We start from the raw sequence: 17916 nt of genomic DNA on the forward strand, positions 1-17916 counted from the left end.
ATAAGATGAAGAACTTTAGTTGGGGACACGGTGTTGTAATTGCATTGCTTTCATTCATAATTTTTATTTTATCCATGATGTTTCTTTTCCCGAACGGGCAGAAAAACTCTGAGATGGTAACAGACAATTACTATGAAGAAGAACTACAGTACCAGGATGTAATTGATGCCAAGAAAAGAGCTGATGATCTGCAGGAAAAACCTGCATACAGCCAGGATACTAATGGAATTAAAATCATTTTTCCAAAAGGTTATAATAACTCTGATACTACGGTAAAATTTGTTTTAAACAGAACCGACGACCAGAATTTAGATATAAAAAAATCTGTACAGCTTGATGCTGATCAGTCTTTCACAATACCTGCACAGGTGTTGAAAATGGGTAATTATACTTTAAGACTGACATGGACCAAGGATAAAACAGATTATAGAATGGATTATGATGTGATATGGAAATAGGACTTGTTGTATCGGCTATTGCCTTAGGCTTTGCTTCCGGTTTTCATTGTATCGGAATGTGCGGACCTATTGCTTTATCGATGGGATTAACCAAAAAACAAGCTGCCAATTTTTATCTCCAGAATCTTACTTATCAATTCGGAAGAATTTTCACTTATTCACTATTAGGTGCTCTTCTCGGAATTATAGGGCAGGGTTTTGAGATGGCAGGATTTCAGAAATACCTGACGATTATAGCAGGTGTTCTGCTGATCGTCATGGCTGTATTTTCTTTTGGAGGGAAAGATTTCGCTTCAAAAATCCCTTTTCTATCTAAGTTTCTGTACAGTGTAAAAATGAATTTAGGAAAACTGCTTCAGAAAGCAGATTACCGTTCAAGATTCACAACTGGCCTTCTTAATGGCTTTTTACCATGCGGAATGGTTTATATGGCTCTTACCGCAAGCCTTGCAGGGGGCGGAATATGGCAGGGAGCTTTATATATGGCTTTATTTGGTTTAGGAACCTTACCGTTCATGTTTGCCATAGTTTTAGCCGGAAACCTCATGAATCAGGCCTTCAGGGTAAAGGTTCTTAAGGCGGTGCCTATTATCATGATCATTCTGGGCGGATTATTCATTTTAAGAGGTCTGGAACTTGGAATTCCTTATGTATCTCCGAAAGCTGAAGCAATGACCATTTCTAAAGATCCGAACGGAGCTGTTAATTGTCATTAATTAGTATTTTAATCAACCATGAAGAAAACGATTGTCTTATTTTTAATAAGCATTTTTATGCTGCAATCATGCAGTGTCAATTCAGAAATTGTCTATCACCCGGATGCAGCCTCTACCTCCCTGACCAATATAGATACAAGGGAATTTATGGCAGAAATGATGGCAATGACACCGGATTCATTAAAACAAAAGGAGTTTGGAGAAATAGATAAGCTTCCAACCACCTGGACCAATATGTATGATCTGGCTACACTGGAGGGAAAGTTAAAAACTGAAAATGCTGACACCATAAGAATCATGAAAAAAGTCTTCATGAAGTCTGTAAAAGAAGATAATAAGCCATCTGGTTTTTCTTTTAAAATGGAACATTTCACTTCAGAGGATTATCAGGCTTTGAAAAATTTTATAAAAACTGAAAAACTTCCACTGGATCAGAATAACTTCAATAGCTGGGATGGAAAAACCCTGATCATCGATACCGAAAACTTCAACCTCAAAAATCTGGAAGAAGCCATCCGAACGAAAAGTTCAAAGGAAGAAGCTGAAAAAATGGAAGGAATGATGCTGATGTTCTTCAAAAGTATTGGCACCACTTTAAAATTTGAAAACACAATAAAATCCATCACCGGGAAACATAATTGGGTAAAACAAATTGACAATCACACCATAAGAATAGAATATGACCTGAAAGCGTTGTATAATAAGGATAACAGACTTAAGGCTGATAAACATATTGTCATCAAGACAGAATAATAAAAATTCCCGGATTTATGGTCCGGGAATTTTTATTTATTGTTTCGTAAGATAAATAATTTTATTTACAGGTATGGTCGTTTGAAAATTACTACAATCTTTGGACACAATATCTGCAATTTGATAGAAGTCAATTTTCATTTTGTTGGAAGGGCTGGGCTCACTCAGGTACAGGTATCCCGTATCGTTACATCCCACTTTATTTCCAGAAAAAGTCATTAAATAAGTTTTTAGGTCACCCTGAAAATTAGTTCCCCAATTGGCATCATTGTCTGATTTATTAAAATCATCGTATTCCACGACTCCACTTTGGTTTGTGATTCTTACTCTTCCTATCAACATATCCCATTTAATATTAGAATATTCACTTTCAAATTTTTCTTTTTTAACAAAACTAAATTCATAATTTTTGCCATTCAGAGTTCCTTTCCAGGTACCGGTATATTTATCAAGGAGATGGTTAACATCTTTTACATAGTTATAATCTTCCAGACAATATGATTTGTCTACAACACATTTGGCCACAAATTCAATAGAAGCAATCTGCGTCTGTGCATGATATAGATTAGATAATGCTATGATCATTATCAAAAGTACTTTTTTCATTTTAATTGATTTTAATTTATTATGGGCAATCTGATTCCTTAGGTTTACCATTACTGTCCAGCTTTACTTCTGTTGTTTTTCCAATCTGCTGCATTCTGTACAAATTTACACCATCTATTCCCATCTTTTCTTTTAAGAACTTCAGAAAATTAGATTCTAAATTTTGTGATTTTGTCATAGATTTCAGATATGCATCTTTGAAACCTTTAATTTGGGTTTCAGTAAATGTTTTAATCTGAGCCCCAGTTCCAGTATATCTGATTTGGTAACTTCCACTGCTGGTTACCATTACCGCATACACATTACTAAGTGGTCTCCCGCCTGCCTGGGCATGGGAAAGCATATCCATAAAATATCCTACATCTGCCGGCGAAAACATTTTAATCCCAGTTCTTGTTACTTCAACGCCCTCTGAATTAACTGCTGAGAAATCATCTACGTGTGTATGCATATATCCCTCTATATCACTACTATTAGGAAGTGTCAGAGAGTTAGAATCAGAATTTGTAGACGCGTTGTCATGATAGGTATAATCTCCATTAGCTTTTTGGCTGTAGCCTGTTTCTTTTTTCTGGCCTGTTTTACCTTTCAGGTCATTCATTTTCTGATTGTAATCTGCTTTCCCTTTTTGTCCTTTAATTTTACTGCAGGGATCATTATTATTGTTAGGTGGTGGAATAACAACCGTCGGAATAGGTATAGTAGGATTATCCGGTGGCTGTGGATTGGTAGGCCCAATAGGTCCGCCTCCACCTGGTGATGGAATCACAACTTCATCAATCTCTCCGTGGCATGGTTTACAAGAAGGAGAACTCATTGGCCCGGATCCGCTTCTGGCCACTTCATCAATGAATTTTCCGCGGACAATAGACTTCTCATATCTCATAGAGCCTTCTAAAGCAATATAAGAAACCTTACCCGTCATTTTTGCGATGATTTCGTGTGCTGTAAGATTGTAATCGGAAGTACTGAATGCACCGTTAGATTTAAACTTCCAAAGATGCCCAGATACCTTACTGTTATCAATCCTGAATGTAAGTTCTTCAATGATGTTATCTTCTGAACTTTTAATGGGAACAGTGACTAAAACAATGCGTTCATCAGCATCATATTTTCTCGCCTTTTCCCATTCAATTTGCTTTCCTGCGACCATATCCTTACCTTTCATATATTCACTCCTAATGAATGAAAGTGGATCATCCTGTACATTGGTCACCTCTGTTTCAAGGCTTTCATGGATACATGACTGTAAAGAAGCAAGCATAAGAAAGCTTCCGGCTACAACAGCCATGAGATAGTTTCTCTTCATGTAATTTATTTTAATAACGTCTTCATGGTAATAGATGTACTGTCTTATTTTAACTTATAAGTAGGACACATACATTAGTTTTTATTTCAAAATATCAATTAAATCTGATAATTGATATCAATTTAATCATATGCCTATCATGGCTTATTTTGAAAAGGCAAATATATTCAGAAATTAAACAATTCACTAATTATTGTATTTTTTACTAATAATTAAATAAAATAAGGCTAAAAAATAATTAAAAAAGAAAAAAAAGTTAAAATTATAAATTTTATTTAGAATAATTATTGATAATAATAGTAGTAAAATCAGAGTATCCTCTACTTATAAATACAAAAATCCCCCTTTCTTCTACAGAAAGAGGGACGTATAGCAGATAATTTATCCTTTTTAATTAATCACTTCGAATCTCGCGTATTCAGCAACTTTCTTAGGAAGTTTAATTCCTTCTGCAGTCTGATTGTTTTCAAGCAATGCTGCCATAATTCTTGGTAATGCCATTGCAGATCCGTTTAATGTATGAACCAGCTGAGATTTACCATCTCCTTTGTAACGGCACTTCAGTCTGTTTGCCTGGAATGTTTCAAAGTTAGAAACAGAACTCACCTCCAGCCACATTTCCTGAGCTGCACTCCATACTTCGAAGTCATATGTCATTGCAGCTGCAAAACCTGTATCTCCTCCACAAAGTCTTAATACTCTGAAAGGAAGCTCAAGATCTGTAAGAATTTCTTTGATATGTTCTACCATTTCTTCAAGAACAGCATAAGAGTTTTCCGGCTTTTCAATTCGAACAATTTCTACTTTTTCAAACTGGTGAAGACGGTTCAATCCTCTCACGTGAGCGCCATAGCTTCCAGCTTCTCTTCTGTAACACTGAGAGAATGCTGTATTCTTAATCGGAAGGTCTCTTTCTTCAAGCAATACATCACGGTAAAGATTAGTCACAGGAACCTCTGCTGTAGGAATCAGAAATAATTTATCTTCATTGATGTAATACATCTGTCCTTCTTTATCAGGTAATTGCCCTGTTCCAAATCCGGAAGCTTCATTCACAACGTGAGGAGGGTTTACTTCTGTGTACCCTTTCTCAACGTTTTTATCCAAGAAATACTGAACCAAAGCTCTCTGAAGTCTTGCACCTTTACCTAAGTAAACAGGAAAACCTGCTCCGGCAATTTTCACTCCCAATTCAAAATCAATCAGGTTGTATTTTTTTGCCAGTTCCCAGTGAGGAATAGCTCCTTCACCAAGCCCTTCTACAGGGTGAGACTGGAAAATAATTTCGTTATCATCAGCAGATGCACCACTTTTCACCAATTCGTTAGGAATATTGGGAAGCTGATACAGAATATTGAGTAAGTCTATTTCCTTTACTTCAAGCTGAGATTTCAATTCTGAACTCGACTCTTTGTATTGTGCTGTTTTAGATTTTGCTGATTCCGCCTCTTCTTTCTTTCCTTCTTTCATCAAAAGTCCAATTTCTTTGGAGATTTTGTTGATCTCGGAAAGCTGGGAATCTAGTTCAAACTGGATTCTTTTTCTTTCGTCGTCAGCAGCGATCGCTTCGTCTACCAACTCAAGATTTTTGAATTGTCTTTTTTTAAGACCTTCTAAAACGCGTTCCTTATTGTCGCGTAAAAAATTGACTTGTAACATTTTATTTAGATGTTAAATATTAGATGTTTAGCTTACAATCAAGCTAACAATTGTACAAATTTAAAATTATTTTGTGATAGTAACGTTATTTATCGAATTAGGTTGATCAGCATCTTTGGAAAACACTGCATTTCCGTCATATAATACCTTTGAAACCTGAAATAAAGTGGGCGTATTACGATACTGAATTTCCAGAATACCGGTAACATTATCGCTTACATTGGTACTTTTTGTAAAAGTAATCAGCATTTTGGAATGATAAAGAGTTCCCGTTCCCGGATTTTCAGGGCTTATCGAATCCTGTCTTAACCTTTTGGCTCCCCCAATATATTCCATGTAGAATATAGAATCGCTTGTCATCCTAAGAGGAAGACTAACAGGTGAAACATCATTATTTCCAAAAATATCGTTTACAGAATAGCCGGTAAAAGAACCTGTTTTTTTAGCGTTCAACAAATCCTGACCAGCACTGTTTTTCACATAAATATTCATGATCTGATCAATTCTCTGCAAAGAATCATCATCACTTTTACAACTTATAAGTGCAAAAAACACAACAAGTATCCCCAAAAAATATCTCATCATAATACAAAGGTAAAATATTAATCTTTAGGCTGCTTCTTTATTTCTCAAAATATTTCTGATACCAAAGTTCAAAAGTCACCAGTTGCCATATTTTCACCCAGTCATATTCATTTTTCTGATGATTCCACCACTCCTCTATCACTTCTCCATTGAAAAAATTCCTCTTCTCTAAACTTTCTAAATTTTCAGCAATGAAATCCCTGACTCTTTTTTCATTTTTAAGGAAATAATGTACCGGAAAAGAGAAACCTTTCTTAGGCATATTTAAAACCTCTGAAGGAAGATATTTTTCCGCGGTTTTTCTTAATAATGGTTTATTCTGAGCACCATTGAACCTTAGCCCTTCTGGTAAAGCCGCTATATAATCTATAAGGCCGTTGCTTAAATAGGGATAGCGAAATTCTACCCCATATTTCATAGCACTCAGATCATCTCTGAAAACATGGTGTGAAGACAGGGAATACTTCATATCATATTCAAAATATCCATGGTAGCTTTTTGCTTCTGAAAGGTGATAGGCTGAAAGATCAGTATTAATCTTATTAAAAATTTCAGGCTTCAGAACATTTTTAACCTGAATGGGCATCATGCTTATCTGGCTCTGGCGAAAAAAGTCGAACATATCGTCCTGAGAAAAATAGTTTTTAACCCTTTGTGAAAATTGATCTTTTGTAAAAATAAAAGGGCTTATAAAGTTAAAGTTTCTCATCGTAAGCCATCTTTCCAGCTTCAGGGTATGAGAATAACCCGCAAAAAGCTCGTCAGCACCGTTTCCGCTTAAAACAACCTTAAATTCTTTATCGTGCGCATATCTTGCAGCATTAATGAGTACTTCAAAACTGCTGTAAGGTTCTTCAAAATGCTGAATGTTTTCTTTTAGCTGATCCAGGGCCTCTTCATCACTGATCACTTTTACCTGATGAGATACTCCAAAATGACTTGCTGCCAAAGTGGCTTTTTCAACTTCTTCTTCCGAAAAAGGATATGAGATGGTATAAGTGTTAATATCCTCGCCGAAGGGTTTGGATTTTGAAGCGATTAACGTAGAGTCAATACCTCCGCTCATCATCACAGCAACCGGAACATCTGCATACAATTGTTCGCATATGCTTTCAGACAATAATTCATCCACTTTTTTTACCGCTTCTTCTTCCGAAATAATTCTCGTCAATTTCTGAGGGAAACTCCAGAATCTTTCTTTGGTAATGGTCTTATCTTTCAAATCAACCGTCATAAAATGCGCAGGTTCCAGAGACAATATATTTTTAAAGCAGGTATAGGGAGCAAGTGTTGTCTGAAAAAGAAAGTTGGTATATACTCCATCCCAGTTGACTTCTGCCTTTACAAATTCATTTTTCAAAAGGGCTTTTATTTCAGAGGCCCAAACCAAGCCCTCTCCGCATTGGTAATAAAAAAGAGGCTTCATTCCTACTCTATCCCTTACCAGGATCAGCTTCTGTTGAATAAGGTCAATAATACAGATAGCAAACATCCCGTCCAGCTTTGCAAATGCAGAATTTCCCCATTCCTGATAAGCTTTAAGGATAACTTCTGTATCGGAACTACTTCCAAAAGAATATCCCAACACTTCCAGTTCTTTTCTTATTTTTCTGAAGTTATAAATTTCTCCATTAAAAGTAATAATGATTTCCCTGTTTTCAGAAAGCATAGGTTGATGGCCTTTTTCAGAAAGATCAACAATAGCTAACCTCCTGAATCCCAAAGCAATTTCAGCTTCATCTGAATTTAAGACAGGAAAATATTTTTTAATTTCTTGTGTGGAATCATTTCCGGAAAAAGAAACTCCCTTACCTTTATTGTAAAGCCAGAAGCCTTCATCATCAGGGCCACGATGTCTGATGGCCTGATTCATCTCCAGAATATTTTTAGAGGAAATACTTTTATGAAATGAATAGTAACCGCTGATTCCGCACATAGATAAGACTTAATAGGTTTGTAAAAATAAGGAAATGACTTTATTTAACATCAATTCATGATGATTTAATGGCAGTAAAAACAGCTATTTCTTTAAAAACTTAGTTTTAAAAATTTCTATTTCTTCTTTTGAAATCATAAAGTCCTTTATACGAAACGAAACGGTACTGTAGAATTTCTGGAATAACAAAAATGCCGAAACCAGGTAAGAAGATGTTGTGGCCAGGCACGCTCCCAAAATCCCCCATTTCGGTATGGCTATAAAAGAAAAAACGACGGTAACAACAAGGCCTACTATTGATTTTACATTGAGTATTTTAAGTTCTCTGATTCCAGAGAAATAATGGCCTACCATATCACTTACAGCAATAGCAAAAATCCCCGGAGACAAGAGAAGCATTATTTCTTTGGTATCTCTGAACTCTCTTCCAAAGATCATTTCATATACCTGAGAAGGAATAATAATGATCCCCAAAACAAAGCCTATCATCAGAATGACAGTAAGTTTGAGTGAAGATTTGGTTTTTTCCACAGATTCTTCATTACTTTTACTATTGACTACGTCAGAATATAAAACGACGGCAATACTTCGTGTAATGGTCCAGATCGCTTCTGAAAAGGTAACCCCGATGGAAAAAATCCCTACACTTGCAATACCTTCAAAGTGTTCTAAAAAATAAAATGAAAGTCTGTAATTCAGGAACTGTACAAATGCGCTTAACTGAGTTTTCCAGCCATATTCAAACATATTCCGGGCAACTTCCCTGCAAAAGGAAATTTCTGAAATATTGCATTTTTTAATAATCTGAAAAAAACTGGTGAAAAACAATAGAGCCAGGCATCCTATCTGTGCAAGAAAATAGGCTGAAACATCCTTTTTATTAAAAATGAAAACCAGCAATCCTATAAATAGAATATGTATTACCTGCTGCAAGACAGTATAAACATTGAATCTCTTAATATTCTGTGTACCAATAAACAAGCTTATATTCGTTGACAGCAATGAAGAGAATACCGAAATCCCAATAAGGTATACAAGGTAGCCACTCTGAATGGAAGCCAGACTAAATAAAAAAGGGACCAATAGTCCGATGAAAAGCGACCAGATATATGCATACAGCAATATCTTTTCAATTTTAAACCTTGAGGCAAAATAAGAGGTACTGCTTCCTGAAAAAATACTGCTGAAGAAGCTTACCGCTGCTGCGTTGGCAACCACTATAGAAATAGTTCCCTTCCCCTCGCTGCCCCACATATTGGTAGAAAAAATAACCAGCCCGAAACTTAGAATCAGGATGAGAAAACGGGAAACGAAGGTTTTAATAATGGTAAGCTGCATGATGGTTATTTATCGATAGATCTTTTAACAAAATCAACAAAGGAGCCACTAATTGTCCTCCAGTTATATTTTTCATTAAACATTTTTCGGGCCTTGACAGCATGGGAATGGTACAATTCAGGATTGCCGGCATAATTGATCACTTTTTCAGCAATAGAATCTGCATCCTTCGGGTCTACCAGTTCTCCAAATAAAAGGGTTCCCATATGCCTCCGAATTCCTTTCAAATTTGAGTAAATAACCGGTTTCCCTGCGCCCATAAAATAAAACAGCTTTATAGGCAGGGAATGATTATTTTCAAAATTAATCTCCCGAAGGTCAAAACAAAGGTCGGCGTCGGCAAAAACTTCAGTAAACTGCTCGAAAGAGCTGGGTTTCCTGATCTCAATATCAGCAAAAGAATGTTTTTCAAGTAGTGACGAAAAATAAATTTTATCACCATCATACTTTGCTGATCCGATAATGAGCACCCGGACTTTAAGATCAGGTGCTTTCTGATGAATGACATCTATAGCTTTAAAGAAATTCCCGATCCCCTTATCTTTTGAAATCTGCCCTGTATAACAAAGTGTGATAGTACAAGGTTTTGGTTCTTTAATACTTTCTTTTATATAAACAGGATCCGGATAGTAAGGAAGAATCATTTGTCTTTTCCACCAAAAGAGATAGGCTAAAGGAAACTTTTTGGTGGATTCTCCAAAGATAAAATGAGTACTTACAATACCTGCATACAACTGAATAAGAAAAAACTTTGCTGCATGAACAATTTTTGCAGGAAATGTATATTCTCTCAGCATAGACATTGAAGGATACCATTCTGTAATATCATAGATACAGCTGATCTTCTTTTCCTTCACCCACTTCTTTGAGGCTATTACTGCCAAAGGCTCAGAGCATATAATACAATCTGGCTGAAATGTTTCGCAAACGTTCTGAAACGTTTCTACTTTCCTGTTTATACTTTCTTCGATCACAGCATAAGATTCGATCCCAATGCCATCAATTGTACCATTAAAGTCAGCATATAAGCTGCATATTTCCACCTCATATCCTCTTTCTTTCAGAGTCTTCGCCTGATGATAGAAAATCCGGTCATCATTATAGCTGTGGGAAGTTGTTAAAAAAAGTACTTTAGGCATTAGCTCTTATTCGAATCTGTACAAAGATACATTAAAACAAAAAAGTGGAAAACAGGTTTCCACTTTATGATTTATAAGTATTTTGATCTTAACAGTATTTATTTTATAGCAGCTGCCCAGCTTTTCTCTAAAGGAAGAAGGAAGTGGCTAAGGAAGTCCAGATAGGTGTTTTTTGAAAAATCGAAAACCTGAATGTCTTTTGAAATTTCGTTATTTCTAAGTTTCGTCTTAAAGTCTATCAGTTTCAACGTTTTTACTTCACCATTTTCTACAAAACTGGCCTTCATCCTGTCAAAAAGTCCTAGCTGATATTCTTCATCTATTTCTCTCATTATTTTGCCTAAAGCATCAATACTGCATCCGGAAGCCATTTCTTTTTCTTCATCTACACAAACCACAATAAACTGGTTTTTTTCAATTTTGAATGAGGAAGAAAGGGGTTTTCCATGGGCAGCCCAGGTAGAAAGGAAATCGAACAGTTTTTCGGTGATCGTTTTCGCTTCTTTTGTTTCAAAAGGCCTTGAAGCCGGGTATATAATGACTCTGTAGTCGTTAGTTTCTACAATACTAGATTCGTCGATTTTCATATCCTGTCAATTTAAAGGATAAAATTACGCAATTTTCTTGAGTTTAAGATCATTGTATTTTTTGCTCAGAACATAAAGCATCATCATAAAAAGCGGAAAAATAAACGGGAAGAAAAATCTTAGTGCTGCCGACTGCGGAAAGAAAAAGAACTTAATATAGAGATTTACAAGTAGAAGAACCGAAATCATTCTTACCCACGCGTCTTTAGACTTCCAAAAGATAACTGCAATCATAATGGAAACAGATAGGGTCACCTTTTTAAAATAAATAATTTTGATGTAAATAATTTCCAAATAATCTTTTAAGCTGACAGTTATGGGATGACTTGAGATAATAGGTCTCCTATCTATAAAAGTATCATAAAATACATCTTTCCAGCCTGGATAGTGATAAAATTTGATGATGGCCAGATACATCAGCAACAGAATTCCTCCCTGGATAATAAAGGAAATATCAAATTTCTTTTCTTTAAAATACCGAAAGAAGAAAACAGCCACAATATAGGTAAGCGTGAATGTAATATAATCCGGACGAATGAAAGTGATCATAAAGAGCAGCATAAACATTCCCCATTTGCTCCAATGTTTTATCAGACCAATGATAAAGAGCAGCATAAACTGAAAAATAAACATATCCGGTGTTGAGACTCTTGACATATAAGTCATTGGAGGCAAAAGCATGGCAGCAACCGTTATTATGGCAGCAAGCCAGTATTTCTTTGGAAACAGAAGCTTTAGGATATAAAATAATAGCAGTCCTGAAATAAAATAAGAAATAAGGCTGGTAAATAAGACAGCCATAGGAGAAGTAAGCCCAAGCTTATAAAAGAGGGTAATAACAAGAATATACCCTACTTTTATCTGAAAATAGGGTAATTGTTCTGTAAAAGATTGTGTATTTTTTACGAAATACTGTCTTGGGATATCCCAGGGCTTTATTCCGATAACGTCTGTATAATGTTCTTCAGGGGCTTCCTTTTTTATTTCATTATAAGTAATGATGCGAACTTTATCTGGTGAATCCGGAAACTCAGACGTATATAAACATCCAAGATAGCCGGGCATATCCCAGTCATATACCCTGTTTTTATAGTTCCAGAGTGTAAGAAATATAAGTATCGATATTACAAACAGAAAGGAGAAACCCCATTTTAATTTCATAGCCGGTAAAGATTATATCTATAAATCTTCTGCCTCAGCAAGAAGTTCTACAATGTCTTTTACGGCAACTTCAGTATTTTTATTAAAGTGTTTTACACCGTCAGTCATCATTGTATTACAGAAAGGGCATCCGGTTGCAATTACTTTAGGCTCAAAAGACAGAGCTTCTTCTGTTCTTTCAATATTGATGTCTTTGTTACCTTTTTCAGGTTCTTTAAACATCTGAGCACCTCCTGCTCCACAGCAAAGTCCATTGGTTTTGCAACGTTTCATTTCTACAAGTTCTGCATCCAGCTTTTCAAGTAGAAGCCTTGGTGCTTCATATTCATCGTTGGCACGTCCCAGATAGCAAGGATCGTGGAAAGTAATTTTCTTTCCTTTGAATGCTCCTCCTTCAATCTTCAGCCTTCCTTCTTCCATAAGGGTTTTAAGGAATTGAGTATGGTGTACTACATCAAAGTGTCCACCCAGGCTTGGATATTCATTTTTCAGGGTATTGAAGCAATGCGGGCACGCCGTTACAATTTTCTTTACTTCATAGGCATTAAGAACTTCAATGTTGGTAAGCGCCATCATCTGGAATACAAACTCGTTTCCGGCTCTTTTTGCAGGATCCCCGGTACAGCTTTCTTCCTGTCCTAAAACGGCAAATTCAACACCTATTTTATTTAATATCTTGCAAAATGCTTTTGTAATTTTTTTAGCACGGTCATCGAAACTTCCTGCACATCCAACCCAAAATAAAACTTCTGGTGCTTTTCCTTCGGCAGCATATTCTGCCATTGTTTTTATATTGAAATCCATTTCTTTAAAATTAAATAATGTAACAATCTAACAATATATCAATGTAACAATCTATTGGTCAATTTTTAAATTGATACACTGGTACATCTATTAATCATTTGCCCAGTTCAGACGGTCCGCCTGGTTATACTGCCAAGGTGCTGCATTGTTTTCCACATTGGTCATCATCAGATTCAGTTCCTGTGGAGCAGCAGACTGTTCCATTACAAGGAATCTTCTCATTTCAAAAATAATGGAAAGCGGATCCAGCAATACCGGACAAGCATCTGTACATGCATTACACGTGGTACAAGCCCAAAGTTCTTCTTTTGTGATATAATCGTTTAACAACTTTTTACCGTCGTCAACAAATTTTCCATTTTTATCAATATTTCTTCCCACTTCTTCCAGCCTGTCTCTTGTTTTCATCAGAATCAGTCTTGGTGAAAGTTTTTTCCCCGTGATATTAGCGGGGCAAACGGAAGTACAGCGTCCACATTCTGTACATGAATAGGCATTCAGCAGCTGTACCTGATTCAAATCGAAGATATCTTCAGCTCCAAATTTGGAAGGAATATCTGCGTCAGCTCCCTCAGCCGGAGCTGCATAAGGATCTGCGTTAGGATCCATCATTAATTTGATTTCTTTTGTTACAGAATCAAGGTTATTGAATTTTCCTTTTTTATCAAGGTTAGCATACCATGTACTTGGAAATGCAAGGATAATATGTAAATGTTTTGAGTAATAAAGATAGTTCATGAAGAAAAGGATTCCTACAAAGTGGAACCACCAAGCTCCTTTTTCTGTAAAGAATAAAAAGCCATCACTAAAATTATTAAAAACAGGCCCCATAACCATAGAGCTAATCGGGAAGCTTCCATGTTCCGGAAGAAGTCCTCTTTGCTGTAAAACCCAGTCAGCGGCATTCATTTTAAAGAAAGCCATCATCAGGGCAAATTCTATGATAAGAATCCAGTTAGCATCATGTTTTGGCCATCCGAAAAGTTCCTTCATGGTAAGCCTTTTAACACCATAGAAGTTTCTTCTGATGAAAAATACAACTACACCGATTACAACAAGAAGTGCAAGGATCTCTAATGTCGCTGTAAAGAAGCTGTAAAAGCCATTTCCAAACACTGAAGCCAGGAAACGGTGTGTTCCAAATACACCATCAACAATAATTTCAACAAGTTCAATATTGATAATAACAAAACCTACATATACAAAGATGTGCAGAATCCCGGCAACAGGACGTTTTACCATCTTACTCTGCCCCATAGCCACTCGTGCCATGGTATTCCAGCGTTCAGATTTTCTGTCGTTTCTTTTGATTTCGTGGCCCAGCCTGATATTTCTGTAGATCTTCAGCAGGCTTTTGCCAAATAGTCCAAATCCGGCCACTAATAAAATCAGGAAAATAATATTATCGATGTACTGCATAGGGAGTATTAGTCTTTATTGTTTTTACCGAAAACTGAGAAATTAATGTATCTCTTAGGGTTTGCTTTCATGTCTTCAATCAGTGTATTCAGATTAGAAGAAGCTGAATTAAGATTATTGTAAAGCTGATCATCTTTCATCAGTTTACCTAAACTACCTTCTCCTTTATCTATTCCTCCGATTACCTGATTTAGTTTTCCTACAGTAGCATCAAGATTTGCTATCGTTGCATTCAACTGCTTGGTATCAATGCTCTGTGCAAGATTTCCGTATTTATCCAACGTAACTTTTCCGCTCTGCATGGTAAGACTAGCGTCATCCAATACTTTCTGAAGTTTAGGATCATTGTGCCCCACCAGGCTGTTTACATTACCTGCCGTAGTCTGTAATGCTCCTACTGTTTTATTAAGATTGATTAATAAAGCTCTGATTTCGGCTCTGTTCTGTCCATCTACAATCTGATTGGCATTCGCCATCAAAGAGTCTACTTTGTAAAGTACACCCTGCAGCTGATCTTTAACCGGGCCTACCTGAGTAGAAAGACTTCCTATCATTCCCAGCTTGAAAGCACCTTTAAGCGTATCACCATCTTTTGCGGTATCTCCTCCATATAAAAGGTTTACTCTCATTTCTTTACCAGACATTAATCCGGGTTCAAAAATTTCCAGAGTTGAGTTTTTTGAAAATTCGAATTTGTTATCGATAGTAATCTTTACAACAAAACTAATTTTTCCATCTTTTGCGGTCCTGGGAATGATTTTATCTACCTGCCCTACCTTAAGACCATTAATAGAAACTGCCGAAGACTGTGCCAAGCCTTCTACGTTATCATATTTTGCATAAAATATATTATCGGTTGTAAAAAGGCTTTTCCCCTTCATAAACTGAAACAACAACACAAAGCCAACAACAGCCAGAAGTGCAATCACACCCGCTTTTAATTCTTTACTGAATTTCACTTGCTAATTTTTTTCTAATAAGCAAATATAACACATTTTAAATAAATCCTTTGCCTTATTGCTCTGCGTTAAATACAAAAAAAAAGCGACAAATAATTTTGTCGCTTTTTTATATCAATAAAAATGAATTTCTTATTGCTGCTGATTTCCAATTTTATTCCAGATTTCAATTCTGTAATCCTGAATATCTGCATTGTCCTGAAGACTCTTCATCCAAGCCTGGCCGAACATTCCAGCATTTCTTTGAGTAATAGACTCTGTAAACTGTTTAAGATCCCCAGGTTGTTTGTTTACTGTTTCTGATTTCTTGATCAGAACATACACTCCTGTTCCACCTTCAACCGGATTAGAAAGTTTACCTTTTGCAACACCAAATGCTGCACCGGCAACTTTAGGCTCCATAGCTCCAGCTACCGAAGGGTTTAGTAAGTTTACCTGAGCACTTTGTTTTGTAGCTGCAAATAATTTAGCTACCTGATCCAGGTTAGAAGCTTTTGCTGCTGCAATTTTATCAGAAATCTGTTTTGCTGCCAATTTATTTTTAACAATAGCTTCAATTTGATCTCTCACAGATTCCGGATCAGCAAGACCAGCGTCTTGTTTTCCGTTCAGGTATACCACAATTTTATCTCCTGTACCTTCTACAGTGAAAAGTTCTGTATCACCTTTTGATCTTTTCTTATTAAAAGCCCATCCTAAGATCTCTGCATCTTTTTCAGTACCTAAGCCCTGAAGCTGGCCTTCAAATCTTTTTGCTGCTTTTGGATTAGAGAACTGATAATTATCTTTTTTAGCAATATTCACGAAATCATTGAAAGATTTCCCTTGAATTTGCTGAATGAATTTTCTTGATTTTCTATCTACGTCAGCTTCTGTAGCATCTGAAGGTTTAATTGCCTTCACAAGGTTAGCAACTTTATAGCCCATAGATCCAGATTTCTTATCTTCAATATTGATGATATGATAACCGAACTGTGTTTCTACTACCCCTGTAGCTCCTTTAGGGTTGTTTGCAAGGTAAGTAAGGAATTCCGGAACGAATGGCGTTTCTGGAGTTGTCCAACCTAGACTACCTCCCTGTGCTGCAGAATTTGGATCATTGGAAAGCTTAAGGAATTCTGTAAATTTAGCCGGAGTTGCTTTTACAATAGCTCCGATAGAGTCTGCCAATTTCTTAGCCTGCTCTTTAGATCTTGTTACTCCTTCTCCTGCAGGGCTTCCCTTGAAAGCAATAAGGATATGTCTGGATAATGTAGAATCTGAAGTTTTTTTACCTACAAGCTTAGACACTACATAGAAATCCTGTTCTTTATAGGGACCAAAAGTCTGCCCTACCGCTGCGGTAGCAATCTGACCTTGTATAGCCGCCGGCAATTGAGTAGGCTTCATATACTGAGCATTGAATGGCATATCAGAGTTTGCCATTACAAACATTGAATCATTTTTCGTATTCTGGAAATTTTCTGAACCTCCGCTCGCATCTGTACCTCCTGAATATAGTTTTGTAATTTCTTTCAACGCTGCTGCATCGTCTGCTGCACTAGGTTTAGATGGGAAATATACAATACCAATATTTCTGCTAGGTTCAGCTTTGAACATTACAGGATGCTTCTTTATGTAATTTGCAAGATCTTCTGTCGTAACATTGATTTTTGTTTTCTGAAGATATGCAGCATAATCTACTTTCACAAAGTCGATATCAGCAAGCTGATCTCTCTGCTTCATCAATTCTTCTGCCTCTTTCTTACCTGTAGTAATCCCTGCTGAAATATTAGTAAACACCTGTCTTGCCATCAGTCTGTACTCAACAGTCTTTCTCGTCTTCAACCATTGGGTATACCCCTGAGGATTGGTGTTTTGCAATGTTTCAATTTCTTTTTTAAGCTCTTGAGTTTTAAAGTTACCTTTCTCATCAAAGAACTGCTGATTCTGAGCAAACATCTGATCATACTGGATCTGACTCCAGAAATAGTCATCAGTCATTTCAAAGCCCAGTTTCTCAAACTGCTGCTTGATAAGTTTAGATTGTACAAGTAACTGCCAAGCCTGCTCTTCAAGACCGCTTTTCGGACGCCCTTGTTGATCAGCCTGTTGCTGCAACACGAAAAGCTGATCATTGAACTCTTCGCGGGTGATTTTCTCACCGTTTACTTTTCCTAAAACGTCAGGATTTTTACCAAAAACCTTATCGATACTATCCGGGTTCACCAAAAACGCTAAAAGCGCTAAGGCTATTACTCCCATTAAAAGCCAAGGCTTACTCCTAATCTGTCCTAAAATTGCCATTTTATAAATTATAGTTTTTTATCAGTTTGCGAAAATACACATTTTTAAGAAATTACAGAAGCAGAAGTTCTTTATTTTAATTTTTATTCGTAAAGATTATTTAAAAAAGGAAATTTTGACCGTATTTTTTACCAAAAAACAAATGGCATAAGTATTGTGCATTTTAAAACATCATAATATGCCACACGTTTTCAGGGTATA

The 17916-nt window shown here is 36.3% G+C and carries 16 protein-coding genes; 3 read left to right on the top strand and 13 right to left on the bottom strand.

What is annotated here, in order from left to right; all coding sequences use genetic code 11:
• Window positions 1-5: 5 nt before the first annotated feature.
• The 3 genes from AC27VX_RS11195 to AC27VX_RS11205 are packed head-to-tail and all read left to right on the top strand — an operon-like array spanning window position 6 to window position 1927.
• A complete protein-coding gene (locus AC27VX_RS11195; RefSeq protein ID WP_236856440.1) occupies window positions 6-458 on the top strand; it encodes a FixH family protein in 453 nt (150 codons plus the stop codon).
• Window positions 449-1174 carry a sulfite exporter TauE/SafE family protein gene (locus AC27VX_RS11200; RefSeq protein ID WP_488695609.1) on the top strand — a complete coding sequence of 242 codons (726 nt, stop codon included), beginning with the start codon at window positions 449-451 and terminating at the stop codon, window positions 1172-1174. Before AC27VX_RS11195 ends, AC27VX_RS11200 begins: the two co-directional genes overlap by 10 nt.
• 57 nt (window positions 1175-1231) lie before the next feature.
• Window positions 1232-1927, top strand: coding sequence for a hypothetical protein (locus tag AC27VX_RS11205; protein WP_488695611.1), 696 nt, complete (start codon window positions 1232-1234; stop codon window positions 1925-1927).
• Between the two features lie 36 nt (window positions 1928-1963).
• Here the strand turns inward: AC27VX_RS11205 and AC27VX_RS11210 are convergent, their stop codons facing one another.
• From AC27VX_RS11210 to AC27VX_RS11270, 13 genes are all read right to left on the bottom strand, one after another.
• Entirely contained in the window at window positions 1964-2533 is a 570-nt protein-coding gene (locus tag AC27VX_RS11210) for a DUF6705 family protein (RefSeq protein ID WP_300685828.1), read from the bottom strand.
• A gap of 19 nt (window positions 2534-2552) precedes the next feature.
• Complete coding sequence (locus tag AC27VX_RS11215; protein WP_488695613.1) at window positions 2553-3842, bottom strand: hypothetical protein; 1290 nt, start codon at window positions 3840-3842, stop codon at window positions 2553-2555.
• 390 nt (window positions 3843-4232) lie between these two features.
• Complete coding sequence (gene serS, locus AC27VX_RS11220) at window positions 4233-5501, bottom strand: serine--tRNA ligase (RefSeq protein WP_236856445.1); 1269 nt, start codon at window positions 5499-5501, stop codon at window positions 4233-4235.
• 66 nt (window positions 5502-5567) lie between these two features.
• Window positions 5568-6086: a hypothetical protein gene (locus tag AC27VX_RS11225; RefSeq protein ID WP_236856446.1), complete on the bottom strand. Its 519-nt coding sequence runs from the start codon at window positions 6084-6086 to the stop codon at window positions 5568-5570.
• A 37-nt stretch (window positions 6087-6123) separates the two neighbouring features.
• Window positions 6124-8022, bottom strand: a complete 1899-nt coding sequence (gene asnB, locus AC27VX_RS11230; protein ID WP_488695616.1) for an asparagine synthase (glutamine-hydrolyzing) — start codon at window positions 8020-8022, stop codon at window positions 6124-6126.
• A gap of 84 nt (window positions 8023-8106) precedes the next feature.
• Entirely contained in the window at window positions 8107-9360 is a 1254-nt protein-coding gene (locus tag AC27VX_RS11235; RefSeq protein ID WP_236856448.1) for a lipopolysaccharide biosynthesis protein, read from the bottom strand.
• A gap of 5 nt (window positions 9361-9365) precedes the next feature.
• Window positions 9366-10499, bottom strand: coding sequence for a glycosyltransferase (locus AC27VX_RS11240; protein ID WP_488695618.1), 1134 nt, complete (start codon window positions 10497-10499; stop codon window positions 9366-9368).
• A gap of 98 nt (window positions 10500-10597) precedes the next feature.
• Entirely contained in the window at window positions 10598-11086 is a 489-nt protein-coding gene (locus AC27VX_RS11245; RefSeq protein ID WP_236856450.1) for a hypothetical protein, read from the bottom strand.
• 24 nt (window positions 11087-11110) lie between these two features.
• Window positions 11111-12247: a hypothetical protein gene (locus AC27VX_RS11250; RefSeq protein WP_488695620.1), complete on the bottom strand. Its 1137-nt coding sequence runs from the start codon at window positions 12245-12247 to the stop codon at window positions 11111-11113.
• An 18-nt stretch (window positions 12248-12265) separates the two neighbouring features.
• Window positions 12266-13051, bottom strand: a complete 786-nt coding sequence (locus AC27VX_RS11255) for a (Fe-S)-binding protein (protein ID WP_103232354.1) — start codon at window positions 13049-13051, stop codon at window positions 12266-12268.
• 90 nt (window positions 13052-13141) lie between these two features.
• A complete protein-coding gene (locus AC27VX_RS11260; RefSeq protein ID WP_488695622.1) occupies window positions 13142-14470 on the bottom strand; it encodes a 4Fe-4S dicluster domain-containing protein in 1329 nt (442 codons plus the stop codon).
• A gap of 8 nt (window positions 14471-14478) precedes the next feature.
• The gene (locus tag AC27VX_RS11265) at window positions 14479-15429 is read right to left on the bottom strand and encodes an MlaD family protein (RefSeq protein ID WP_236856453.1); all 951 of its coding nucleotides are present in this window, start codon (window positions 15427-15429) and stop codon (window positions 14479-14481) included.
• A gap of 132 nt (window positions 15430-15561) precedes the next feature.
• On the bottom strand, window positions 15562-17715 hold the full coding sequence (locus AC27VX_RS11270) for a peptidylprolyl isomerase (RefSeq protein WP_488695624.1): 2154 nt from the start codon (window positions 17713-17715) through the stop codon (window positions 15562-15564).
• Window positions 17716-17916 lie beyond the last annotated feature (201 nt).

The sequence above is a fragment of the Chryseobacterium sp. 14P4.3.2 genome, assembly GCF_057799275.1.